The following is a 24,103-nucleotide window of genomic DNA, read 5'->3' as shown; positions in this document are numbered from 1 at the left end:
AAGCAATTTCAGACGTCTATTATCCCCGTCCGAACCGATAAAGTATCGCGGGCACCGATTCAACATTCCCCAATGCGCAAACCGGCAACAGCAATACTAGCAATCTGCTTCCCGAGCGTGGACTTTTCGTTTCTCTTGATACATGTTGTGGTCAGCGATGTGGTAAATCTCGGTCAGTGTATAACCGGGTGCCTCTGCCGTCGCGACGCCAAACGACGCACTGACTGTCAGCACCTCATCGCTCGCAGCAGCAAGGCTGAGGCGAAGATCTTGCACTACTTCACATGCGGATTCGTGATCGGTGTGAGGGCAAATCAGCAAGAACTCGTCGCCACCAATGCGCATAGGCACATATTTCTCGCCTGCCGCCCGCCTCAATACAGACGCCGTACGCCGTAGCAGCTCATCGCCCATTTCGTGACCGTAGAGATCGTTGGTACGCTTGAGGAAATTGCAGTCCATCATGATCACACTCACGGGCAGGGACTCGTTCACCAGGTCGTCGCCAAGGGACTCAAGGTAATTTCTATTGCGAAGTCCCGTCAGCTTGTCCTGGAAAGAAAGCTCCTCGGCGCGCTTTGTCATCGAGATGTTATGCGTTGCCACGACGACCGATTCCAGTCGACCCCGCTCATCGCGGCGCTGTGGAACAACCTGCAGCGAATACCACGTACCTCGGCAGTCTCGTACCTCGGCATCCAAGTACGGCACGCCCTCCATACGATCCCGAAGCGTCTTTATATCTAAGAGTTCCATGACCGCCTCGCGACTTTCGGGACTCACAATGTCTCGGCAAACCGTTGCAAAAAAGTCATATGCCTCGGAGTGCTCGGCAAATATCTTCGCCACCGATGGCGACATGTTAATCCCCTCGATCTCAAGCGTGTCGAGATGCAACAGGAGGGTCGACTCATACGTGGAACTGATGGCATTGATGATGCCGAGCTGCTTGTCCTTTTCGGCCAAATTGCGACGATCGGCGACGATACGCACCAACAGCACTACAACCAAAAACACCAGGAACGCCAGTACGCCGGCAGTGATAAATGAAATCCTGCCCGACATGACCTCAGATTTGGGATAGAGCGCAAACAGGCGATAGTCCTTATACGCCGCACGCACGGCATACCAGGTACTTCCCCGATATTCGACACGTGATAAGCCTTCGTCTTTCCAATCAATTCCGCTATCGGCAAGAAGCCGGGCGAGAGTTATATCGACGGTCGAATCGTTTGAAGAAACGATTTGTGCATCGCGCATCACGAACACCGTTGGGCTCTGATGGAATGTGTTGTTCACGAGCACGTCGGCGATCGTATACGAATAATCATCGGCGGGCTCGGGCGCAAGCGATCGATACCCCAGCGCTACGCCATCACCGTACGGAACAACACTCACGGCAAAGTCGACATCTCGACGCTCAACGACCGTCGAGTAGGACACCTTGGAGCCTCGGTACATCGATGCGACCGACGAACAGGCAAGCTCCTCTCGCCATAGCATCAGCGGATCGCGACCGTCGATATCGTAATGAGCGGCCATATGACCGTCGGCGTCCATGACCAACATTCCCGAAAGGTGCTCGGTATGGACGTACTCCTCGACGAGGTCATCGTTGACTTCAACGTGATCAGGTGGCAAGAACGTCGCAAACGACTCGAGCGCGGCATCCAAATTGTGCGTCGCCTCGGTTTTTCTTCCCTGTTCATATCGGTCATATTTTTCGCAGGCGTTTTTTAAAAACACCATGGTTTCCTGGCCAAACCCAAGCGTTTTATCGAGACAGCGATGCGTGCCGACCACATACAGCAGACCCAACAAAGCAGCGCTGGCCACAACGCAGATAGCCACGGTGACTAATGCCTTTCGGCGTAAGCGGCGCTCATCATTTGTCATGATTCCGCTCCTTGCCCGTCCGTCGTCGCCCCCGCCTTGTACTTGCCCACAATGCGCTCAATCGTGCCATCTCGATCCATCTCGAACAGCACGGTATTGAGGTTTTTGACGTACTCCCCCTCATAGCCGTCCTTAAACGCGACGCCAAGGTCAACCGTCATAACGTTGTCAGCGAACACGCGGTAAAGGCCGGGATACTGGGCGACAAGTCGATCAAGCGGCTGAACGTCCGCCATCCAACAGTCGACATACCCTTTGGCGAGGGCGGCTTTGCAGAGCTCGGCAGAACCATACGATTTGATTTGCACGTCCGGCGAGATTTCCAGATCCCCTGCGAGCAATCGGCGTTCGCTCACCGAGCCCGCAATCACCGCGATGGTCTTGCTTCCATCGAGATGCGCCAAGGACTTGATGCCACTCGTTTTCTTGGCGGCAACCGAGACCGTCACGGTTAGATACGGCTCGGTCCAGTAATACTTATCCTCGCGATAACAGGGAGAATAATCACACCACAGGCAATCGATATCACCGTTTTTGAGCAGCCGGTCGCGATCGTTCCAGTCAATATCGACAAACTGTGGCTTGAGCCCCGCACGCTTGCAGGCCTCGCGGGCGATGTCGATATCGATACCGACGTAATCGCCCGTGGTATCGATATACACATAGGGGTCGTTATCCGTAACGCCGATTTTGAGTACTGGGAGATCTTTGTCGGCTTCATTCGAGGAGGAAGAACTGCTTCGAACGGTATACGTCAGGGCGGCCACACAGGCAGCAACAAGGAGCATGAGCGTAAACGAGACAATGGCGACTCGCTTGATACGTCCGGGCACGCGCCTCCCTTCATCGAAACAGCAGTCGGATTTCATTTTATACCCGGGGCTGATGCGGCAATAAAAAAGCGCCTCGCCCAAGACGGGCAAGGCGCCAATGGTCCAAATGCAACCGCAAGCGGTCGAATTAGTTTAACCCTACTCGAAGCTCAACTGCTCCAGGCGATCGAAGACCGTGTCGATACGGGTGAGGAAGTCCCACGGATCAAAGATCTCGTCGAGCTTCTCCTGGCTGACGGTGCAGCGCGGGTCGGCCTCGAGACGCTCCTTAAAGGTGGGGCCGGAGACGCAATCCTGCACCTCGTGCCAGGTTGCCATGGCGTTCTCCTGCACAATGGCGTACGCGTCCTCGCGGGTGATGCCCGTATCGACGAGGGCCAGCAGGACCTTGGAGGAGAAGATGAGACCGCGAGTCTTGTTGAGGTTGGCCATCATGCGAGCCGGATACAGCTGCAGGCCGTCGATAACGCGGATGAGGCACTGGAACATGTGGTCGAGCGCGATGAAACTATCGGCCTGGGCGACGCGCTCGGCAGAGGAGTGCGAAATGTCACGCTCGTGCCACAGGGCGACGTTGTCGAAGGCGACCTGGGCGTTGGACTTTACGACGCGCGACAGGCCGCAGACCTTCTCCATGGTGATGGGGTTGCGCTTGTGCGGCATGGCGGAGCTGCCCTTTTGACCCTTGCGGAACGGCTCCTCGGCCTCGAGCGTATCGGTCTTCTGCAGGTTGCGAACCTCGGTAGCGATGCGCTCACAGGTGGCCGCGGTGGTGGCGAGAACGCCGGCAAGGTAGGCATGGTGATCGCGGCTGATGACCTGCGTGGACAGTGGGTCGTGAACCAGGCCCAGGTGCTCGCAGACATATTCCTCGACAAACGGCTCGATGGAGCTGTAGGTGCCGACAGCGCCCGAGATGGCACCAAAGGCAACGTTCTTGCGGGCATCCTCAAGACGGTCCAGATCGCGCTTGAGCTCCCAGGCCCAAGAGCCAAACTTCATGCCGAAGGTCATCGGCTCGGCATGGATGCCATGAGTGCGGCCGGCACAGAGCGTATTGCGCTCCTCAAAGGCGCGACGCTTGCAAATCTCGCCGAGCTTCTTGACATCCTCGATGATCAAGTCGCAGGCCTGGGTGAGCTGGTAGCACAGAGCCGTGTCGCCCAGATCGGAGCTGGTCATGCCATAGTGAACCCAGCGGCTGGGCTTGGGGTCGCCCTCGGGAACATCGGCATCGATGTATTCCTTCATGTTGGTCAGGAAGGCAATGACGTCGTGGCGCGTGACTTCCTCGATCTCATCGACCTTCGCCTTCTCAAAGTTGGCATGATCGCGGATCCACTGGGCCTCGTCTTTGGAAATACCGATCTTACCGAGCTCCGCCTGGGCCTCGCAGGCCAGAACCTCGATCTCCTGCCAAATGGCGTACTTGTTCTCGAGGGAGAAGATGTGTCCCATCTCCGGGCGGGTATAGCGATCGATCATAGCGGCTCCTTTTTGGTTATTGGCACGTTGGTCGTAACCCAACCATTGTACCGTGCGCAGGTGCAAGTATGGACAGCAGGCATGAACCTAACATTTTGGAATTGGAGCGGGCATGGGGACATCCGCGTATTTGCTTCGCAAATACGCACCGGCTGCGGCGACACACCCGGACCTACACCCATGCGCGGGCAAAATGGGTTGAATCTGACGCCCCCGGCTGTCTCCCGCGCTCGATGGAGCGGGCAACGGGACGTCCGCGTATTTGCTTCGCAAATCCGCACCGGCTTCAGGCGCCTGCCGGCGCCTTCGCCTGCTCGCTACAAACGCTTCGCGTTTGTTTTACGCTCGCACCCTGGCGGGTTCGAGTCCCGGCGCTTTATTGAAAAAAGCACGGCACCGGAACGGTGTCGTGCTTTTACTTTTTCTGGAGCGGGCAACGGGACTCGAACCCGCGAGTGTCAGCTTGGGAAGCTGATGCCTTACCACTTGGCGATGCCCGCTTGTGTGTTGGCTAGTATAACGCGGTTGTCTTGTTCGATACAAGGGTGGCGATGCTTGTTTTAGCTGTGGAGATTCGTTTGAAAATCGCATCAATTGTGGAGACGAGGACCTTTGGCCTCCTGTTCTCCTTATCTTCTACCTGCGCTTTTGCTTGATTGTTGTATTTGAGCTCAATTTGTCAGGAATTGGGCAAGCTTTTGGTCAGGCTCCGGTACTTACCCGCATGAACCTCGGGGGTAGCCTCATCATACGCGTCGCAGCCTCCCCGTGCGGCGCACGAGGGATAAGGAGCAGCCATGTCCAACGCACCCACGCACTCTGTCCACAGCGCAATCGCAACAGGCCCGCTGCTCCTGCTCCTCTTCCTGCTTTTCGGCTGCCTGGCACCGGGAGCCGCATTTGCCGTCGATGGCTACGACCAGCTCGGCTTCCGCACTATTAGCGATGATTGTGGGCCCTTCTTCATCGGCAAGTATGAAGCTCAAGACGCCTCGATTGTCTACTGCATGAACCAGGAGCGCCCCGGCCCCACCAAGCCGGGCGGCCCATGGCTCAACTTTGATCAAGGCTGGGTGTGGCTCGACGACGAGTTCGCGGCAATCGTTTGTCACGGATATCCTACCGCCACGTCGTTTGGCGGTTACCATCTTTCACCAGATCGCGCCCGCGCCGCCACCCAGCTTGCCGTATGGATGCTCAACGGCACTACCCATGTCGACGGCACCTACTCCTACACGACCGCTCAGGGCAAAACCAAGAGTGGACACTTTACCGCCGACAATGAAGTCGTGGCGGCTGCGCGATGGCTCCACGACAGCGCAAAATCAGGAAGCATCAAAGCCGCTCCGCACCGCGCGCGGCGCTATCTAGGAGCCGTATCGGGCGGCAGCAAACGTCAAGACATGCTCTATGTACTGCCGGCGGTCTCTGTTTCCTTCCAAAAGCAGTCTGCAAACGCTGCCATTACCAGCGGAAACAATACTTATCAGTTTGACGGGGCAACATTCGATGTTTTTGAGAGCGCCAGCGGCGCGCGTGTCGGCACCATCCAGATGGACAGCAACGGTCGAGCGCAGGCAGCACTTCTGCCCAACACGGCATACTACCTAGTTGAAACAAAGGCGCCGGCCGGCTATGTCCCCCGTCGTGATCGCATCGCCTTTACCACGGGGAATGACGGTGGACAGGTCGCCGTTGATGAACAACCCGGCACCATCACCCTGCATGTCGTAAAACTCGATGCCGCGACGAATGCCGGACCCCAGGCTGGAGCTTCACTTGCGGGAGCAGAGTTCACGTGCGTGTCGCAATCCACCCCCGGATGGGCGCAAACCCTCACAACCGATGAAAGCGGTCGAGCTACCCTCACCGATGTCCCCCTAGGAACCTTTACCATCTATGAGTCAAAAGCCCCCGAGGGCTACCTGCCAGCCAACGACAGCTGGTCCTATACCGTTGGAGCCGACCAGCTCGGTGATTCAGGCGTGGTCGAGATCGAATCGCGCGTTTCCGATATCCCCATTGCGTTTGACCTTGAGATTTCCAAATTCAAGGACTACGGCAATAGCGATCAATCCGGCCTGGAGCAGCCGGCAGGAGGTGTTGTCTTTGAGGTTGTCAGCAACAGCTCTCAGCAGGTTGTTGGCACACTGACCACAAACATCTATGGCTTTGCCTCCACCAAAGATCAGTCAGAAGCATGGTTCGGCGCAGGCAAGCGACCCGCCGGTGTCCACGGAGCCATCCCATACGACCGCGCCGGCTACACCGTTCGCGAGGTTCCGGAAACCGTCCCCGAGGGTTTTAAACGTGCAGGGGAATGGACCGTCGGGGCCAAGCAGATTTCCGACGGCGCCGAGCTTCAATATATCGTGGACAACCACGCTCTGTCGACGCATCTCCAGATTGTAAAACGCGATGCCCAAACAGGCGCTTCTGTTCCGCTAGCCGGATTCACCTTCCAACTCCTCGACAGCAATCACAAACCTGTCTCACAAACATGCTGGTATCCAGCACATAATGTAATGGACACCTTTACGACTGACGCGACCGGCACCGTCACACTGCCCGAATCGCTCGTGCCGGGCACCTATTATGTACGCGAAACTTCGGCCAAAGAGCCCTATCTTGTCGGTGAAGAGATCGAGGTAAACATACCCGCCGACATGAACCTAACGCCCATTGCAATCGCCTCGTATTATGACCACGCCGCGACCGGAAACATCAGGATCGTTAAAACCGATGCCGTAGACGGCAGCAGCCTCGCGGGCGCCATCTTTGAGATCCGTGCCTCGGGTGATATCGTGCGCCCCGATGGTAGCATTGCCGCGCTCGACGGTGAGACCGTCGCGACCATCGCGACGGATGAAACTGGAGAGGCACGCGCGGACGATCTCCCGCTGGGATCTGGCACCGCACGCTACGAGGTTGTCGAGACTCAAGCGCCGGCAGGCTTCTTACTCGACCGGACGCACCATATCGTCGACCTTACCTATGCCGACCAGAAAACACCCGTTGTGGAAGCACGGCTTAACGTATCCGACGATTACACCAAGGTTGATATCTCCAAGGTCGATGCAAGCGGAGAGCAGGAAGTGAAAGGTGCACAGCTCACCTTATATGGTCCCGATAAAACCGAAATAGACTCCTGGACCTCATCCGATAAGCCACACCGCATCGAACATCTTGTACCCGGCACCTACTCGTTGCGCGAAACGATGTCTCCGCGGACCTATGACCTTGCCGAGGAGATAACGTTTGAAATAAAGGATACGGGAGAAGTCCAATCCGTCGCGATGAAGGATGCGCCCATCGAGATCAAAGGACAGGTCGACAAGCGTCAGGAACTTGTCCAACCTATCGGGAAGGGTCTGCTGGCCAACGGCGATGGTAAAAATCGCGCCGCGACGCAAACCAATACGGACGGACTTTTCTCCTATACCATCGATGCTCGAAACGATTCAGCTACCTGGGTTGATGAGTTTACGATTACCGATGATCTTGAGTGTGCCAAAGACGGCACGGCGAGATTCGTCTCAATCGAAACCCCCGTCGCCATCGGCGACCTCAACGGTCTGTGCAACGTGTGGTATCGCACGACGCCGTTGGACTCGACAGACGTCGATGGGCCGGCAAACGCGACGCTTGACAATGGGCACGAAAATCCTTGGCTTGAGTCCGACGAAGTAAAAGAGAGTCTGGGTGAGGATTGCCGCCTCGTCGATTACGACGGCTGGCACCTCTGGAAGGCGGATGTCTCGACCACGGAATCCACCACACTCGAGGCGAAAGAACTCGACCTTGCATCCAATACCGTCGTAACGGGCATTCGCATTGAATACGGTGCAGTAGCCGCCGACTTTACGACTCGAAGCGATGTGGATTCTTGGACCCGTGATGATCTCAAAGATGAGCACGACGACCTTGACGATGCCAAAGCAATCCTTGGCACAGACGCTCGGGGCGCAGCCGTGCACATGCAGGCAACGTCGGCTTATACGCCCCAAACCGCACTCACCAACAGCGCGCGCGTCGATCTTTGCCGCAACGGCGGCGGCGATAAACTTGAGTCACATGACGAGGACCGTGTCACTCAACGCTGTACCCTACCGCAGGACCTACCGGCAACAGGATCAGTTCCCATCGCCGCCTGCATCACCGCGCTTCTGACCTCGGGTGCCGCAGCCCTATGGTTCGCTCGCCTTAGGTCGATCCCAAAGAACCGCTAGCACGATGAAAAAAGCGGGCGAGCCAGTCCCCCGGCTCGCCCGCTTTCAATCATTTAAATCGCCGTATCTACTCTGCAGACGAAGATCCACCATCAACGATTGCCTGCTCGGACTCAGGAATCCCATCGGCACCCGTGCTCTGTTCTTGCTCCACCTCTTCGCTGATTGCGGAGGCAGGGGTCGAGCCCTTCGCACCCACGATGTAGGCAGCCCCAAATCCTAACGCAATGGCAATCAAGGTCAAAATCACGTAGACAGGCCAATGGCGCTTAATATACGAAAACACGTTGACTCCTTAGAGCTCCGTCTACGAACGGCGGATAACCTCGGTCACGACCTCGGATACCGTGGCAATGTTCGTCGGGTTGACATTGTGGGGCAGGTCGTCCTCGGTACGAGCACAAGCCAGGCGCGTGCCGTCCACGCCGGCGATGGTGAGGGCTCGGCGGCTCGCCTCGAGCGCGGCATAGGCATCGGTCTTGGCATAGGGCATCTCGAGCGCGCCACAATCGACATGGAACGACTTGCACACCTTGCTGACCAGGTTCATGATGCGGCGATCGCCCTTGAGCAGCTGCTGTTCGCCCTCGACCGTCACCACCGAAAGCCTACCGGCGCCGACGGATTCAAGATTGATGAAGAATACGCCGCGGAGCTTATCGCGATGCGAAGCCAAGAAGGCCTTCATACCGGCGCCATCACAATCCGAGGCGCCCGTTGCCACAAACCAGATATCGTGACCGAGCAGCTCATCGTCACCCATAGAGGCGACAGCCGAGAGCATATCTTCGGAAGAAGCGCCGTCGGAAGACGTAGCGCCGCCCTTCCAGCCATCGTTATCGTCCTCGAAATTATCCCACGAACCGATGCCGCGACCGGACTTCTTGGCATCGTAATCGTCTTCGACGCCCAGCCAATCACTCATGCTGTCCTGTTCGTTTTTCTTTTTACGACCGAACAGGCCGCCCAGGCCGCGCTTGCGAGACTTGGGTGCCGCCGGGGCGGGAGCCGAAATGGTCTCGATCGGCTGAGCGCCCGACGCAACGGGTATAGGAGGCGCAACGGGTGCCGATGTGGGTTCGGGACCCTGAGCGGCAGCAAAGGGGTCGTTGACCTGTGCGGAGGGGTCGGGAAGGTCGAACAGCGACGTGCGAGACGCAACGTTTGCCTGCTTCATCGACGGCAGCGACGGATCGGGGACCGAAGCCAGCGGAGACGAGGAAGGTGCAGGCGACGGAGCTGACGCCGGATCGGGAACATTCATCTGCGGACGCGGCGATGCCTGGGAGGAAATCTGGGCCATAAGGGAATCGACCGTTTCGTCCTGGGTGGGAGCAACATCGGCAACCGTGGCACCGGAACCACTCTGGGTCGGCATGGTGAAAATCTGCGTGGAGTAAGGCCTCGACTCATCTGTCTCGGGAGCCTCGGAAACCGCAGGCACTTCCTCCTGCTCGACCTCGGTCGAATCATCTTGCTCGGCTGCCACGTATTGCTCTTCGTCAGAGTTGGCCTCGACGGACTCGTCCTCGGCGACATCTTGGATTTCGGCAGCATCAATAGGCTCGTCATCGTCTGCCGCGCCGCCCTGCTCATCGGAAACAGGAAGGGGCTCGGCAATCGCGGTGCCTTGCTTTTCAAACGTTATCGTGGAATCGAACTGCGCGGCATCAAACGACATGGTGCTATCGACGTGCTGCTGAGCCTCAAAGGACGTTGTAGCTTCGGCAGCGTCGACGGGCACGGACTGCATAGCCTCGTTCTGCTCGAACCCTTGCGCCGCGCGCTCACGTGCCGCCTCGGCTGCCTGCTGCTGAGCGATAGCCTCCTGCTCGGCAGCCTCGCGTGCGGCAGCGCGCTTCTCCTCGAAATCGTCGACAAATTTCTTGCCCTTTGCAAGCGCGCCCTTAAAGAAGTTGGAAGCGCTGGCGCCAATCGAAGAGAACGCGGATGCAATATCGGCATGGGGCGTTGCCGCGGGAATCTCGGCCGAGAAATCAGTATCGCTCTCGTAAGACACGCGCCTCGGCTGTTCAACGTAATCGTCGTCAGACTCATCCGCAGCGTCTTGCGCCGGCGCGGCGGGAGCCAAAATGTCCAGTCCTACCGCGGGATCGATCGCGGACACCGCCTCGGACTCGGCAACGGCAGCGGTAACCGCGGCAGACTCATCATCCACGGCGACAACGGGCGCAGATGCAGTCACGACGGGGGCAGGCTCGGGCTCAAACGTCGGCTCCTCGCCTTCCTCGTAATCGAGCGTGCAGGACTCGGGAAGCATTCCGAGCGCACGGATGGCATCCGAACCAAAGCGGATGTTGCCGGCGGCATTGCGATAGAGCCTGGGCTCGGGCTCGGCCGCGACAGGCTCCTCCGCCGGCTCGGCAGTGGGAACCTCGTCATTGAACTCTTCGGCCTGGACAGCCTGATTCTGATCCTCGGGCACGATGGCGCCAATCAGCGTCTCGTCGGCAGACGCACCCTCAAAGCCCTCGATCTGCTCGTCGAAAGCCTCGCCCTGTTCGGGCTCGGTCTGAGCGTCGGGAGCAATCGGCTGACCGAACTCGTCCTCGGCGTAGGTAGGCTCTTCATACTCGATGGTGTTGCCGTAGTCGTTTTGCTGTTGGGCCGCGGCATACTCCGCTGCTGCGCGCGCCATCTCCTCGGCACGACGCTTCTGCTCCCCAAAATAGGTATCGAACGGAACATCGTCGGGAAACTCGTTTTCGCCCTGGAAGGGAGCAACGTTGTCCATAACGCCGAGCATAGCGGCGACAGAAGACTTGTTGCACACTGCGCCGGACGTATAGGGAAGCACAAAACGGTTAGAAATGATGTTTGCCGCGTTGGCGAGCGCAACGAGGGAAGCGAGGATCGCGACAATCCACAGCAGAACCTTGAGCGCGCCGGGGAGCGGCAGGATACGCAAGATGGCAACGGCAGCAGGGGCAACCGTGGCAACGGGCAACAGCTTGGCGATGAGCGCACGATACGAAGCATAGGGCTCGCGGGCGAGCAGCTCAGCACGGGGAGAGTCGTAGTGTGCGACAACGACCACCGGGCGGTTGCGCGGAGACGCGAGCGGGCCCGAGGCCTTGTGGTAGGCGATGACATTTTGGCTCACGCCCGTCTTGCCCAGGCGCGAAACCACGGGATGGCCCGTGCGCTCGAGCACGTAAAGAACGGCACCGACAATGGCCAGCAAGGTGCCGACCAAGCCGATGCCGCCGCCGATGCCCATCAGCAGGGCGCCGGCAAACGCAAGAATACCGGTAACGGCAAATGCCAACCTGCTGGGCGCCGGGGCATTGAACTCCTGAACCTCGGGATCAAAGCCGTGGTTGCGGAAGATCTGAGCGATATCCTCGGCAGCCAAGCGCTCTTCTTCGCTGCATGCCGGCGTGATGCCGGTGTTCTGCAGCAGGTGGTTAATATAGTTCTGGGTGTTCGCCATGTGCGCTCCACATCCATAATCCGGCAAATAGGCCCAATGCATGCACATTAGAACCGTATATAGTCGAAAGTATACCCCGAGCGAGCGCAAACGACCGAATTCGGGCCATCTTAACGCCCCGAGCGGACAAGGATATAGCCTAATCTCCATATCGGACTAAAATCATGGCAGCAAACCACCTTCTCATGCGAGGACTCTATGACGGCAAGCGACGCGACCGCGACAATTAAAAAGGGGAATTCGGAGCCCAGTTTCGATAAAACGGCTCAGCGCATCCTCAATCTTTTCTTTGTGCTCAACAGCTCCCCCGAACCGCTGACGACCGAGCAGATCGTCTTGGATTCTGACTTGGGATATGGCTCGGGCAATATCGACTCGGATAAGCGCAAGTTTCGGCGCGATCGTGACAAACTGCTCGAACGCGGCATCTTAATCAAGGAGGTTCGCCCCGCCGGCGCGCAGGAGACCGAGGAAAGCTCATGGACAATCGACCGCGAGCACACGTTTGCGGCAGGCGGCCTCATCACCGCAGACGACGCCGATATCCTGCTCAACGCTATCGACCAGACAATAGCGGCCGGCTCATCCACTTTTGCCGCGCCGCTTGCCGATATTCGTTCCAAGATTGCCTACCTCACCGGCAGGACGACGGCGGACGAAGCACCGATCCGCCGCTCTCCCACCGTCGATGCGGTATGGAGCGCCTTTGCCGAGCGATGCGCACTGCGATTTTTATATCAGAACGGACGCGGTGAGCAGAAAGAGCGTACCGTCTGCGTCTACGGCATGTTCGAGCGCGAGGGCGTTGCGTACTTCTGCGGCCTCGACAATGCCACCGACGACATCAGGACATTCCGCTGCGACCGTATCGTTCGCGCTTGGCGTCCTTCGAAGGCCTACGCCATCCCTGCAGACTTCAATCTCAACGACTACCTGTTCTTTGAATTCGATTTTGCCGACCGCCCGCCCGTTGCGGCTACGTTCTCGTTCGCCCCGCAGACGCAGATCGATATGATCAACGGCCTCACGCGCGGGCGAGGTGAGCTCGCACACACCGATTCGGGATGGACTTGGACCGTTGACGTGCGCGATCTTGAAGCCGCCGCCTCATTTTGCATGGCCCACGCCATGGACGGCATGAGGCCCATGGCCCCCAAATCGCTCAAGCAGGCGTGGAACCACCTCATTGAAAGGACGGTGCACGAGCATGCCCGTGCGTAAACTCACCAGCGAGCAGAGGCTCTCGCGCGCCATCGACATTATGGAGGCCCTCTACGCCGCCGGCGAGAGCGGCATGACACGAACCGAGATTTGCAGTCGCTTTGACATCACGGGGGCGTCGCTCGACGAGATTCTCGAGATCGTCTCGACGCTCGCGGACCGAGAATCGGGTGCGCGTATCATCTGCGAATGCCACGGCGAGCGCGTGGTCCTCACCGGTGACGCCGGGCGTGTACTACCGCTGCGCCTGAGTGCCGCCGAGGGCGCTGTGCTCAACCACGAACTTGAATCGTTGGGGATCGAGCCCCAGGCGGCGGCTCGAATTCGACATGCTCTTCTACCCGAAGAGCTCGGCTATAACCAGCACGTCTTTGACACCGTCAACCACGGGTCGCACTGGCAGCAGCTGAGCTGCGCCATTCAGGACGGTGTTCGCTGTCGTATCTCGTATCGCTCGATGGACGATGCGCGGCCACGCGAGCGCCTGGTCGACCCCTTGCGCATTACAGCAAACGGCGACCAAACATATCTGATTGCCTGGGACATCGCGGTCGATGAGCAGCGCACCTATCGCATGGATAAAATCGAGGGACTCGCCTTGACGGAAGACTCCGTCGTGCCTCACGCACCGGACGTTGCATCCCTCCACGATTCCCTTGCCCGGACGCAGCGTAGCGCAAAGCTCTTGATGCCATTCGATATGGCGGAGCATCTGGACTGGGCCGGCATCACCCTAATCGAACGCAGCGGGACAGACATGGCAACGGTAACCGTACATTACGGCTCCGAGCGTTGGCTGCTGAGCCAGATAATCGCAGCGGGCGGAGCCATCCGCATCTTGGATGACCCCGCCCTGTCAAAGCGTCTGTGCGATATGGCAAAAACCCTCGTCTGTCCGCTTTAGCGCCGCCGCTCGTGGCGTGCACGCCACAGCTGTAGATAGTGCCCGATCTGCGCCGATTCGATGCGCTGGTAGGAGCTCGTGGGCAGCGACGTTAAGAACTTCTTTCCGTAGCCCTTCGTCACCAGGCGCGGGTCGGCCAGAATCAGCACGCCGCAATCGGTCGACGAGCGGATAAGGCGGCCGGCCGCCTGCTTGACCTCGAGCACTGCCTCAGGCAGCGAATAGCGCGCCCAAGCGCGGTCTTCGCGCAGGTTGCGCTCGCACGAGAGCGGGTCCGTGGGGCTCGAGAACGGCAGCTTGGGAATGATGACGCAGCGCAGCGTCTCGCCGCTGGCGTCAAACCCCTCCCAGAAGGCCTTAAGCGCAAAAAGCGATGAGGTTGGCTCGTTGATAAACCGGTCGCGCAGGCGACGAGGAGATGAGTTGCGCTGCTGGCAGTTGAGTTCCAGGCCCGCACGAGCCATCTTGGGCTCGACGCGATCGTACAGCTCCTCCATGTCACGCCTGTTGGTGAACAGCGTGAGCACCGAGCCGCCCATGGCAAGATGAGCGTCGACCAGCACGCGCTCGAGCGCCGTAAGATAGCTCTCACGATCGCGCGGATCGGGGATATCGCCCGCAACGACTACAGCCATGTTCGAATCGAAGTCGTAGCTCGAGTCCAAGTGCAGCGATGAGGATGTTGAAGCACCGATGCGATCGAGGCCGACCGCATGGTTAAAGTGTTCAAAGCTTTTGGACACCGTCATGGTCGCCGAGGCAAAGATAGCCGTGTGAACCTCGGGCAGCCACTCGGTTGCCAAGGCCTCGCCAATATCGATGCGCTCCGCGGTCATCGACTCGCCGCCGGCACGCAGCCTGCGATTGACCTGCAGCGAATACACGTAGTGTTCATCGGTGCCGTCAATGATGAGCTTGAGGTTCTCGGCCAGCTCGTGCAGGCGGCGCGAGATATCACCCAGGTCGACAACAACCTCGGGCTTGTCGGCGGCGACGGCTTGTACCAGCGCGTCGACGCTCTTGTCAGCTTGTTCCAATGTGCCGATGGCAGCGTAGGCCGACTGTAAGAAATCATGCCAGTCGTCAGATTCGCGCAGCTCGGGGCCAATCCATAGATTGGCATTGTCATAGCCCCCACGGGCACGGCGACCGAGCTCGCGAACGCCATCGAACACGCCGGCGATCGCCATGCTCGCGCGCGCAACCGTCGACGTCGCCTTGGCAGTAAGGCCCAGATAGAGCGTAGAGCCCTCGGAGGTTGCCAAATCACGGGAAACCTGGCTTAGCGCGCCGGTGCTCGAGCCACCCAGACGCTCAAACAGAACGCGTGATTCGTCCGCCGACACCACGCGCGCCCATTGACGGCGTGCCTCGCGCTCGATGGAGTGGGCCTCATCGATCACCCAGTGACGGATCGGAGGCAAGATTCTGCCCTCGGCCGCAACATTGCGGAACAGCAGGGAATGGTTGGTGACCACCACATCGGCATGCGCCGCGCGACGGCGGGCGCCGTGGACCAGGCATTTATCGGGGAAAAACGGGCAGAGGCGACGGGCGCACTCGCGCGACGCCGTCGTAAAGTCGGGACGGTTGACACTGCGCCAGCGAATGCCGAGCGAATCGAGGTCGCCATCGGCCGACTGACACACGTACGCCATGATGACCGCGACTGCCGTAAGCGTGTCGGCAGGATCACGCTTGGTCGTAATTTCGACTTGGCCACGGCTCATGCGCTCAAGCTTACGCAAGCATGGATAGTGGTCATAGCCCTTGAGGGCGCAAAACGATAGGCCTCCGTCCAGCTGCTCGGCAAGTTTGGGCAGCTCATGATACATGAGCTGGTCGGCAAGATTATTCGATTTAGTCGCGATACCAACCGTGATGTTGTTGCGGCGCGCGGCCTCGGCAAAAGGCACTAGGTAAGCCATCGATTTGCCGACGCCCGTCCCCGCCTCAATCACGCGATGCGTTCCCGTAACGAGTGCGTCACGGACCTCGAGCGCCATCGCGATTTGCTCATCGCGCGGCTCGTACGTGGGATACATGCGATTAACCAGGCCGCCCGGCGCATAGTCCGCCTCGATTTCCTCGCGGCTCGGCATCTTAAGGACCGGCAGCTCGTCCGCATCGACGCGATCATCGGCCCGATCGGCCTTGAGCACGTCGACGCGGGCGGCGCTGAGAGAGAAGATGGAACCGGGGTTCTGTCCCGCCAAGAACGAGAAGATGGGACGATAGGACCAGGGCACGTCGGGGTGCATGTCGGCCAGGCGCGCCATTAAGCCCTGAGGCAAGTCGTTGAGCGCCACGAGCAACACACGCCACACGCCACACAGGGCGTCGACATCGGCGTTGGCGCGGTGCGACACCGAGTCGCAGCCAAACAGGTCGGCCATGAAAGACAGCTTGTGAGAGGCCAGGCGCGGAAGCGCGATGCGCGACAGTGCCAGCGAATCGATCCAGATGTCGCTGACGTTGACACCGCCCTTGACCGACTCGATAAACGAACGGTCGAAGGTGGCGTTATGTGCGATCACCGGGCATCCACCGACAAAATCGTCGAGAGCGGCCACGGCCTCGACAGCCGATGGGGCATCTGCCACATCGGCATTTGTAATGCTCGTGAGCTTGGTTATCTCGGCGGGAATCAGCTGCTTGGGATGCACGAAGGTATCGAAGCGATCGACAACCTCGCGGCCAGAAAGGCGGGCCGCCGAGATCTCGATAAGTTCATTGTCCTGCACCGAAAGACCTGTGGTCTCGGTATCGAGGACGATAACGTCTTCCTCGATGAGGCCAAACGATTGGGTTTTGGCGCGCTCGGCAAGCGTGGCATAGGAGTCGATGACAAACTGCGGCGTTCCTGACGAAACCGCGTCCTCGATTAGCATGCAATGCCCGCTCGACGAAGACCCATACGGATCAGGCTGTCACAGACCTGCGGGAACGTCATGTCATCGGTGTGGCGGATTTCATCCGGATACAGCGACGTATCGGTCATGCCGGGAATGGTATTGGTCTCGAGGATAACGGGGCCGTCCTCGCTCACGATAAAATCGCTGCGCGAGATGCCCAGGCAACCGAGCGCCTTATGGGCAGCACAGGCGAGCTCCTGGGCACGAGCGTAGTTCTCGGGTGAAATCTGCGCCGGAATGCGATGGATATCCGTGGGGTCGACATACTTCACGTCCAGATCGTAGAACTCGCAGTCCTCGGGCTTGCGGATCTCAACGATCGGCAGGGCGCGCACGTCATCCTCGCCATACACGCCGACGGTGATCTCGGTACCCTCGATGCACTTCTCGACCAGCACCTTGTCGCCGTACTCAAACGCCTTGGCGATTGCCGCAGGCAGCTCAGAGGGCTCATGGACCAGGGAAATGCCATAGCTGGAACCGTTTACGGCCGGCTTCACAAAGCAGCGCTCGCCACAAACCTCGACGATATGATCAATATCGACTTCATCGCCCGCCTCGAGCGCGAGGCCGGGGGCAATGGGAATGCCCGCCTTGGCGTACAGGAGCTTCGAGACCTCCTTGTCGGCACCGCAAGCGCTGGCAAGCACGCCCGAGGCCGTGTAGGGGATACCCAAGGTCTCCATGGCACCCTGCACGGCGCCATCCTCACCGCCGGCGCCGTGCATGGCGATAAACGCCACGTCAAAGCCACCGGTCGCCATGGTTACCATAAAATCATCGGCAGCCGTGTCGAGCAGCTCCACCGAGGTGTAGCCGGCCTCCTTCAAGGCCGCCACGACGTTCTTTCCCGAATTGAGCGAAATCTCGCGCTCAGCGGAATGACCGCCCGCCAAGACCGCTACGTGCATGTTCTCTAGGCTTTTACCCGGCATGGGCAGACTCCTCCTCTATAATTTCTGCAGCTGATACCATATTGTAGCGATACCCTCTACGTTTCCCCAAAATCGAAAGGCTTCCATGAATCCCAGGACTAAATCTCAGGACATTCGCGACTTGAGCCAAAACGATATTCGCGAGCTTGTGGCCGAACTTGGCCAACCCGCCTTCCGCGCAAAGCAGCTCATCGAATGGGTCTTTGAGAAGAACGTTTGTTCGTTTGACGATATGACCAACCTTCCCAAGGCTTTCCGCGAGCAGCTTAAAGAGGCTTTTGCCTTTGACACGCCGACTGAACTCACCAAGCAGGTTTCCAAAGATGGCTCTCGCAAGTATCTGCTCGAGTACCACGACGGCATTTCCGTCGAGACTGTCGGTATGCCCCGTCGTAACAAGCTTTCCGTCTGCGTTTCCACCCAGGCAGGCTGTGGCATGGGCTGCGCCTTTTGCGCTACCGGTCTCAACGGCCTCAAGCGCTCTCTGACCGCTCAAGAGATCGTCGACCAGGTGTTGCACGTCTCGAATGATTTTGGCGAGCGTGCCACAAGCGTCGTTTTCATGGGCCAGGGCGAGCCTTTCGCCAACTACGACGAGGTTCTCAAGGCACTGCGCATCCTCAACGACCCCGATGGCATCGGTATCGGCGCTCGTCATCTCACCGTCTCTACCAGCGGCGTTATTCCCGGTATTCGCAAATTTGCCGACATCCCCGAGCAGTTCACGCTTGCCGTTTCCCTGCATTCCGCCATCCAGTCGACGCGCAATAAGCTCATGCCCGGTGTTAAGAAGTACACGCTGCTCCGCCTTCACGAGGCACTTCAGCTCTACACCGAAAAGACTGGCCGCCGCCCGACCTATGAATATGCCATGATCGAAGGCGTCAACGATACGAATCCCGAGATGCAGGCACTCTGCGACTTCTGCGAGGGAACGCTGTGCCACGTTAACCTGATTCAGCTTAACGACATCGAGGGCAGCCCGCTCAAGCCGTCGCCGATTCATAAGGTCGAGGATCTTCAGCGTCGCCTTGAGTCTCGTGGCATCGAGACCACAATCCGTAATTCTCGCGGCAATGATATTGATGCCGCCTGCGGTCAGCTGAAGCAACGTTTCAAGGTCCAGAAGAACGCATAGGGGAGTCTGCGTCCCATAACGTTTCATGTGAAACATCCGACAGCCCTGGTTGCAAATAATGCAACCAGGGCTGTTTCATTTCTATTCATGCTATTGGATTTGATTTACATAAGGTTAGTTATATGGCCAAAATAAGGGGTCCTTGTCTCCTAAATCAGACAGGGCCCACTTTAAAACTGGCAAATAATTGTTAGGTACCTAATAACCAACATTTTCCCACTGATGGTTAACCCAGTCTTGGTTAATCTTGGGATTCTTAGTCACCTGAGCAGTGCGCATAGCGACATCTTCGGTCATCACATCCATTTTTTTCTTAGATGTATCGACGATATCCTGAGCTCCGCGCAGCAGTCGACCGCGCAGTTCATCATCCGTCGCAATCTTATAACCAGCAAAAGCACCAGCGGCGACGGTGGTTGCAAACGCAATGACCGCGAGAACCTTACTCTTCATCCTGATCCTCCTGCCCAAATTGAATCATCTCGCCAAGGATACGGGAGAGCTCTTCTTCGTCTTTGAACTCGATTTCAATTTTGTTCTTGCCACGCGAGCTCTTCACACGAACATTCGTGTTGAAAACTTGACGAAGGACTCGAGCGGCCTTTTTGAATGACTGAGGTGTTGCTGGCCTCGGAGTCCTTGGCGTCTCTCCGGCAGAAAACAACGGAGCAAGATTTTCTGTCGCTCTAACGGAAAGACCTTCTGCAACAACCTTCTCAGCAAGTCGAATCCTGGCATCTTCATATGGAACTGCAAGAATCGCTCTCGCATGGCCCGCAGTAAGCTTGCCCTCGAAAATCATCTTCTGTACGACTTCGGGAAGATCTAGCAAACGAAGTGAATTTGTAATTGCAGAACGAGACTTACTGACAGCCTTTGATAATGCCTCTTGTGTCATACCGCTGGCATCAATGAGCTGACGATAACCCTTCGCCTCTTCGACGGGATTCAAATCAGAACGCTGAAGATTCTCGATAAGAGCAAGAGCGAGCATCTCCTCATCATTAACTTCCTTAATGATGACAGGCAGTTCCTCAAGACCAGCAAGCTTTGACGCCTGGTAACGGCGCTCACCAGCAATGATCTCATAGCCGTTTCCATGCTTGCGAACCAACAGAGGCTGCAAAACGCCATGTTCTTGAATCGACTCGCTCAACTCTCGAAGTTCGGTTTCGTTAAAGTGAATTCGCGGCTGATTAGGATTGGGAACAATATCCTCAATAGGCAGTTTAGTTTCAGATGCGGCATTTGAAGCCGATGCAGCCGAACCACCGGTCTCATACTCGGCCTCTGAGACCAAAGCATTGAGTCCACGTCCCAATCCTCCACGTTTCTTTGCATTAGGCACGCTTGATCACCTCTTTTGCAAGGTTCATATACGCTTTTGCACCCTTATTTTGAGGTGCATAGGTAATTACTGGTTCTCCAAAAGACGGAGCTTCGGAGATTTTAACCGTACGAGGGATCAGCGTCTTAAATGCCTTATCACCAAAGTACGATTGAACCTCCTCAACAACCTGATTCGACAGAGAAGTACGCGAGTCAAACATCGTCATTAGCACGCCATAGGTGTCTAAGCCCTTGTTCAGACGTGATTTCACCATCTTCATTGACTCAAGCAGCTTCGTAACGCCCTCGAGTGCGTAATACTCGCACTGAATCGGAATCAAAACGCTGTCTGCTGCGGTCAAAGCGTTGATGGTGAGCAAGCCGAGCGAAGGAGGACAGTCAATGAAAATAAAATCGAACTCGTCTTGAATGGGCTCAAGCAAATCTTTGAGGCGGGTTTCACGAGCAATTGCGCTTACGAGCTCAATTTCGGCGCCTGCAAGTTGAATTGTTGCCGGAATAACGAATACCTTTTTGCAATTTGTATCAAGAACAAGCGATTCTGCCGGCACGTCATTCAGTAATGCATCATAGATGCACTGATTAAGGTCTTCTTTTTCAATTCCAAATCCACTGGTGCTGTTTCCCTGCGGATCAAAATCGACAATCAGTGTCTTGCGTCCCTGTTCACCCAGTGCTGCTGCAAGGTTTACAGCCGTCGTTGACTTACCGACGCCGCCTTTTTGATTGATGATTGCAATAATACGCGTGTCTTTTGCGCTCTTCGAACGCTTAACGTCGCGAAATCCCACGGTCCCTCCTGGTGTGTATTAAAGCTGTCAAACGGAGGATGTTTCACGTGAAACATTCCGATTCGAAATCAACCGCCATGTTTCACGTGAAACACCGCAAGTTGTTAGTACCCATTATGTTTCACGTGAAACATCTAGGCAAGCGGATTCTTCTTTGCCATGCCATTTGCACGAGGCAATGAAACGGAAGCTGGATGACTCTTCTTAAGAACAATGAACTCCCTGTGGCCCAAGCCCTCAGGCAAATCGATTGCATCATTCAGAAGCAGAGTGAAGCCGCAGATCTTAGCTGCTGACATGCCAGTAGAAAGCTCCTCATCTGATGGATTGCCTTTCGTGATAACAAATAGCCCTCCATCTTTGAGGTACGGAGCCGCATACTCAACAAGAATCGGTAGAGGGGCGAGTGCACGAGCGGTTACGACAGAGAACTGTTTCTTATGGCTTCGAGCATATTCTTCAAGGCGATCATGGACTGCATGACCATTTTTCAATCCCAGAGCATAAGCAAAAGTATTGACAGCATCGACCTTCTTGCCAACAGAGTCAATATAAGTAGCTTTTCGATGCGTGGTTATCGTTAATGGAATACCAGGGAAGCCCGCACCTGTTCCCATATCGAGCAAAGCACCCTCAGGAGCCTTATTGATATAAGGGAGCAAAACAAGTGAGTCGAGGATATGAAGTACAGCAGCATCTTCTACGTTAAGAATACGAGTGAGATTGGTTGTCTTATTAGTTTCAAGAACCAAATCCAAATGCTGAATACATTTCCTTAGATCAGCATCATTTATATTCAAGGAATACTCTTTGCAATAGGAAGTTAGACGACTCAGTATCTCGTCAGCCTGCTGATCGGTGAGTACAAACAACAGAAGCTCCTTTCTGACAAAAATCAGTGTATCGAGAACTTTTGACAAAAAAGGGGACGTGGAAACCACGCCCCCTTAGCATAAACTCGAGTAAATTATCGAGCAACAATCACCACATGGCGATCAGGGTCAGAACCCTCAGAATGGGTATCAACGTCATCATTGCCTCGAAGCGCAATGTGAACCAGTCGACGCTCATAGGCATTCATGGGCGGAAGCGAAACACTCTTATGAGTACGGATGACACGCTCGGCGGCAGACTGAGCCATAGAGGCAACCTTGTCCTGACGACGGCTCTTGTAGCCCTCAACGTCAACCACAACCGGATACCTAAAACCAAGCTTGCGGCTCACCAGCAAAGAGAACATAACCTGAAGGGCATCAAGAGTACGACCATGACGGCCAATGAGAACAGCAAGATCAGGAGCCGTAACATCCAAAATCAGCTCGCCCTCGTCGCCCTCGTACTCATCAATAGGAGAGTTGGCGGCATCGAAGTGCGAAAGGATGGAACGCAGAATGGAAATCGCAACATCGGCAATGGTGTCGAGCTCCTCATCGGTCAGCTCTTCACCGGCCTTGTAGCGCTGTGCAATCTCGGGATAATCGCCCGCAATCTGCGGGGCAACCTCCTCAAGCATATCCTCGATGATCTCTTCAGACATAACGTACTCCAAAAGTTAGGTACCTAAATAAGATTGATATCCCGACTACTTCTTCTTGTGCGGACGCGGCTTCTTCTCGCGACGGGTAACCTCGACCTGCAGCGGAGCGTTCTTGAGGCGCTCCTCCTCATCGGCCTTAGCCTTGTCGATAACCTTCTGCGTCACGAAGATCTGCTGGACAACCTGCCAGGCAGAAGACACATCGTAGTACAGCAGAACGCCGACTGGCAGGCTCCAGCCCATCCAAAGCATCATGACGGTCATGACGACGGCCATCATGCGCATGCTCTGGGCCTGCTGACCGGTCTGATTGCGAGACATATACAGCTGCGGAATCAGGGTCAAGACAGCAAACAGAATCAGGCAAACCAGCGCAGGCAGCGCAACCATAAAGCCATCGGCAAAGGAAGCGCTCGGCGTGGTGGTCAGGTCGGGCAGGATGTTGAAGAACGAGAACGTGCCGTCGCTAAAGTAGTTCGGCAGGTTACGCAGCAGCGTAAATAGGGCGAACAGGACAGGCATCTGGATCAACAGCGGCAGGCAACCAGCCATGGGGTTGAACTTGTTCTCGCTGTAGAACTTCTGCATCTCCTCGGCCTGACGCTGGGGATCGTCGGCGTAGCGCTCCTGGATCTCGAGCATCTTGGGCTGCAGCACCTGCATACGGGCCGTCGACTTGGTCGACTTGAGCATGAGCGGCGTCAGCAGCAGACGGATGATGACCACCAGGATGATGATGGACAGGCCCCAGTCGACCGCAAAGGTCTGGATGAGCTTGAGCAGCTCGAAAAGGATGTTAACAATCCAATCCCACATGTAAGTTTTCCTCCGATAGCGAGTGCCCGCTAGGGCACAGGGTCATAACCGCCGACGTGCAGGGGATTGCAGCGAGCGATGCGCCTCACGGCAAGCCAGCAGCCTCTCAAAACACCGTACCGCTCAATCGCCTGAATGGCGTATTGCGAGCACGTTGGGTAATAAATGCAAGCGTCAGGTAATAAGGGCGAAATAACCTGTTGATATATGCGAATAGGAGCGATGGCAACACGTCGCAAAACGTGATTGCTCATCGCTCCTCCCCGGCAACGCCGGCGCGTTTCATAAGCGAACGCAACGCCTTGTCCATCTCCTGCGGCGAGGAAATCCTCGTCTTGGGAGTCGCGAACAAGATGATGTCATAACCCGCAACGGGAAATCCGCAGCTGCGGGCGGCCTCGCGCATCACACGCTTAGAACGGTTGCGCACGACTGCACAACCGAGCCGTTTAGCACCAACGAAGGCGACCCTTCCGGAGTCGCCTTCGCCAACCGATTCACATATGGTCATTCGAATCAGAGGGTGATTGAAACGACGCCCCTGACTGAACACATGCTCGAAATCTTGCCGAGACTTAATAGTCTTCATGCGAGATGTG

General features: G+C 56.9%; 19 protein-coding genes and 1 tRNA gene. 4 read left to right on the top strand and 16 right to left on the bottom strand.

The features are described 5' to 3' along the window. Window positions 1-96 precede the first annotated feature (96 nt). From DXC18_RS02565 to DXC18_RS02550, 4 genes are all read right to left on the bottom strand, one after another. The gene (locus DXC18_RS02565; RefSeq protein ID WP_117716224.1) at window positions 97-1,896 is read right to left on the bottom strand and encodes a diguanylate cyclase; all 1,800 of its coding nucleotides are present in this window, start codon (window positions 1,894-1,896) and stop codon (window positions 97-99) included. Then, a complete protein-coding gene (locus DXC18_RS02560; protein ID WP_158551950.1) occupies window positions 1,893-2,729 on the bottom strand; it encodes an ABC transporter substrate-binding protein in 837 nt (278 codons plus the stop codon). The genes DXC18_RS02565 and DXC18_RS02560 overlap by 4 nt, the downstream gene beginning before the upstream one ends. Window positions 2,730-2,867: 138 nt before the next feature. Further along, complete coding sequence (gene purB, locus DXC18_RS02555; RefSeq protein WP_055251306.1) at window positions 2,868-4,214, bottom strand: adenylosuccinate lyase; 1,347 nt, start codon at window positions 4,212-4,214, stop codon at window positions 2,868-2,870. A gap of 425 nt (window positions 4,215-4,639) precedes the next feature. After that, window positions 4,640-4,714 (bottom strand) — tRNA-Gly (locus DXC18_RS02550). A gap of 297 nt (window positions 4,715-5,011) precedes the next feature. On the opposite strand from DXC18_RS02550, the gene DXC18_RS02545 reads away from it, so the two are divergent. Then, on the top strand, window positions 5,012-8,443 hold the full coding sequence (locus DXC18_RS02545; RefSeq protein ID WP_117716222.1) for a SpaA isopeptide-forming pilin-related protein: 3,432 nt from the start codon (window positions 5,012-5,014) through the stop codon (window positions 8,441-8,443). 67 nt (window positions 8,444-8,510) lie between these two features. On the opposite strand, the gene DXC18_RS02540 is transcribed toward DXC18_RS02545, so the two are convergent. Both DXC18_RS02540 and DXC18_RS02535 read right to left on the bottom strand, forming a co-directional pair. Next, a complete protein-coding gene (locus tag DXC18_RS02540; RefSeq protein WP_022094153.1) occupies window positions 8,511-8,729 on the bottom strand; it encodes a hypothetical protein in 219 nt (72 codons plus the stop codon). 21 nt (window positions 8,730-8,750) lie between these two features. Beyond that, window positions 8,751-11,897: a hypothetical protein gene (locus tag DXC18_RS02535; RefSeq protein ID WP_117716221.1), complete on the bottom strand. Its 3,147-nt coding sequence runs from the start codon at window positions 11,895-11,897 to the stop codon at window positions 8,751-8,753. 198 nt (window positions 11,898-12,095) lie between these two features. Between DXC18_RS02535 and DXC18_RS02530 the strand changes: the two genes are divergently transcribed. Both DXC18_RS02530 and DXC18_RS02525 read left to right on the top strand, forming a co-directional pair. Beyond that, a complete protein-coding gene (locus DXC18_RS02530) occupies window positions 12,096-13,118 on the top strand; it encodes a YafY family protein (protein WP_117647825.1) in 1,023 nt (340 codons plus the stop codon). Further along, a complete protein-coding gene (locus tag DXC18_RS02525) occupies window positions 13,105-14,022 on the top strand; it encodes a YafY family protein (RefSeq protein WP_117716220.1) in 918 nt (305 codons plus the stop codon). Before DXC18_RS02530 ends, DXC18_RS02525 begins: the two co-directional genes overlap by 14 nt. Here the strand turns inward: DXC18_RS02525 and DXC18_RS02520 are convergent. Next, the gene (locus tag DXC18_RS02520) at window positions 14,019-16,913 is read right to left on the bottom strand and encodes a helicase C-terminal domain-containing protein (RefSeq protein WP_117716219.1); all 2,895 of its coding nucleotides are present in this window, start codon (window positions 16,911-16,913) and stop codon (window positions 14,019-14,021) included. The genes DXC18_RS02525 and DXC18_RS02520 overlap by 4 nt on opposite strands. Further along, window positions 16,907-17,872, bottom strand: coding sequence for a D-alanine--D-alanine ligase (locus DXC18_RS02515; protein WP_117716218.1), 966 nt, complete (start codon window positions 17,870-17,872; stop codon window positions 16,907-16,909). Before DXC18_RS02515 ends, DXC18_RS02520 begins: the two co-directional genes overlap by 7 nt. Window positions 17,873-17,957: 85 nt before the next feature. On the opposite strand from DXC18_RS02515, the gene rlmN reads away from it, so the two are divergent. Then, window positions 17,958-19,010: a 23S rRNA (adenine(2503)-C(2))-methyltransferase RlmN gene (gene rlmN / locus DXC18_RS02510; RefSeq protein WP_055251319.1), complete on the top strand. Its 1,053-nt coding sequence runs from the start codon at window positions 17,958-17,960 to the stop codon at window positions 19,008-19,010. A 198-nt stretch (window positions 19,011-19,208) separates the two neighbouring features. Here the strand turns inward: rlmN and DXC18_RS02505 are convergent, their stop codons facing one another. From DXC18_RS02505 to rnpA, 8 genes are all read right to left on the bottom strand, one after another. After that, the gene (locus DXC18_RS02505) at window positions 19,209-19,463 is read right to left on the bottom strand and encodes a hypothetical protein (RefSeq protein WP_117716217.1); all 255 of its coding nucleotides are present in this window, start codon (window positions 19,461-19,463) and stop codon (window positions 19,209-19,211) included. Continuing rightward, the gene (locus tag DXC18_RS02500) at window positions 19,453-20,358 is read right to left on the bottom strand and encodes a ParB/RepB/Spo0J family partition protein (RefSeq protein WP_199412172.1); all 906 of its coding nucleotides are present in this window, start codon (window positions 20,356-20,358) and stop codon (window positions 19,453-19,455) included. The genes DXC18_RS02505 and DXC18_RS02500 overlap by 11 nt, the downstream gene beginning before the upstream one ends. Beyond that, window positions 20,351-21,151 carry a ParA family protein gene (locus DXC18_RS02495; protein WP_117716216.1) on the bottom strand — a complete coding sequence of 267 codons (801 nt, stop codon included), beginning with the start codon at window positions 21,149-21,151 and terminating at the stop codon, window positions 20,351-20,353. The genes DXC18_RS02500 and DXC18_RS02495 overlap by 8 nt, the downstream gene beginning before the upstream one ends. Window positions 21,152-21,285: 134 nt before the next feature. Next, complete coding sequence (rsmG, locus tag DXC18_RS02490) at window positions 21,286-22,023, bottom strand: 16S rRNA (guanine(527)-N(7))-methyltransferase RsmG (RefSeq protein ID WP_233508979.1); 738 nt, start codon at window positions 22,021-22,023, stop codon at window positions 21,286-21,288. A 95-nt stretch (window positions 22,024-22,118) separates the two neighbouring features. Next, window positions 22,119-22,688 (bottom strand): R3H domain-containing nucleic acid-binding protein, encoded by a 570-nt coding sequence (locus tag DXC18_RS02485; RefSeq protein WP_117716215.1) that lies wholly within the window; start codon window positions 22,686-22,688, stop codon window positions 22,119-22,121. Between the two features lie 45 nt (window positions 22,689-22,733). Beyond that, window positions 22,734-23,504: a YidC/Oxa1 family membrane protein insertase gene (locus tag DXC18_RS02480; RefSeq protein ID WP_117716214.1), complete on the bottom strand. Its 771-nt coding sequence runs from the start codon at window positions 23,502-23,504 to the stop codon at window positions 22,734-22,736. A 29-nt stretch (window positions 23,505-23,533) separates the two neighbouring features. Further along, the gene (gene yidD / locus DXC18_RS02475; RefSeq protein WP_117716213.1) at window positions 23,534-23,758 is read right to left on the bottom strand and encodes a membrane protein insertion efficiency factor YidD; all 225 of its coding nucleotides are present in this window, start codon (window positions 23,756-23,758) and stop codon (window positions 23,534-23,536) included. Next, window positions 23,755-24,093, bottom strand: a complete 339-nt coding sequence (gene rnpA, locus DXC18_RS02470) for a ribonuclease P protein component (protein ID WP_117716212.1) — start codon at window positions 24,091-24,093, stop codon at window positions 23,755-23,757. Before rnpA ends, yidD begins: the two co-directional genes overlap by 4 nt. Window positions 24,094-24,103: the final 10 nt, after the last annotated feature.

It is taken from the genome of Collinsella sp. OM08-14AT (assembly GCF_003438115.1).
GTDB lineage: Bacteria > Actinomycetota > Coriobacteriia > Coriobacteriales > Coriobacteriaceae > Collinsella.
This window is presented reverse-complemented; position numbering and strand designations above follow the sequence as displayed.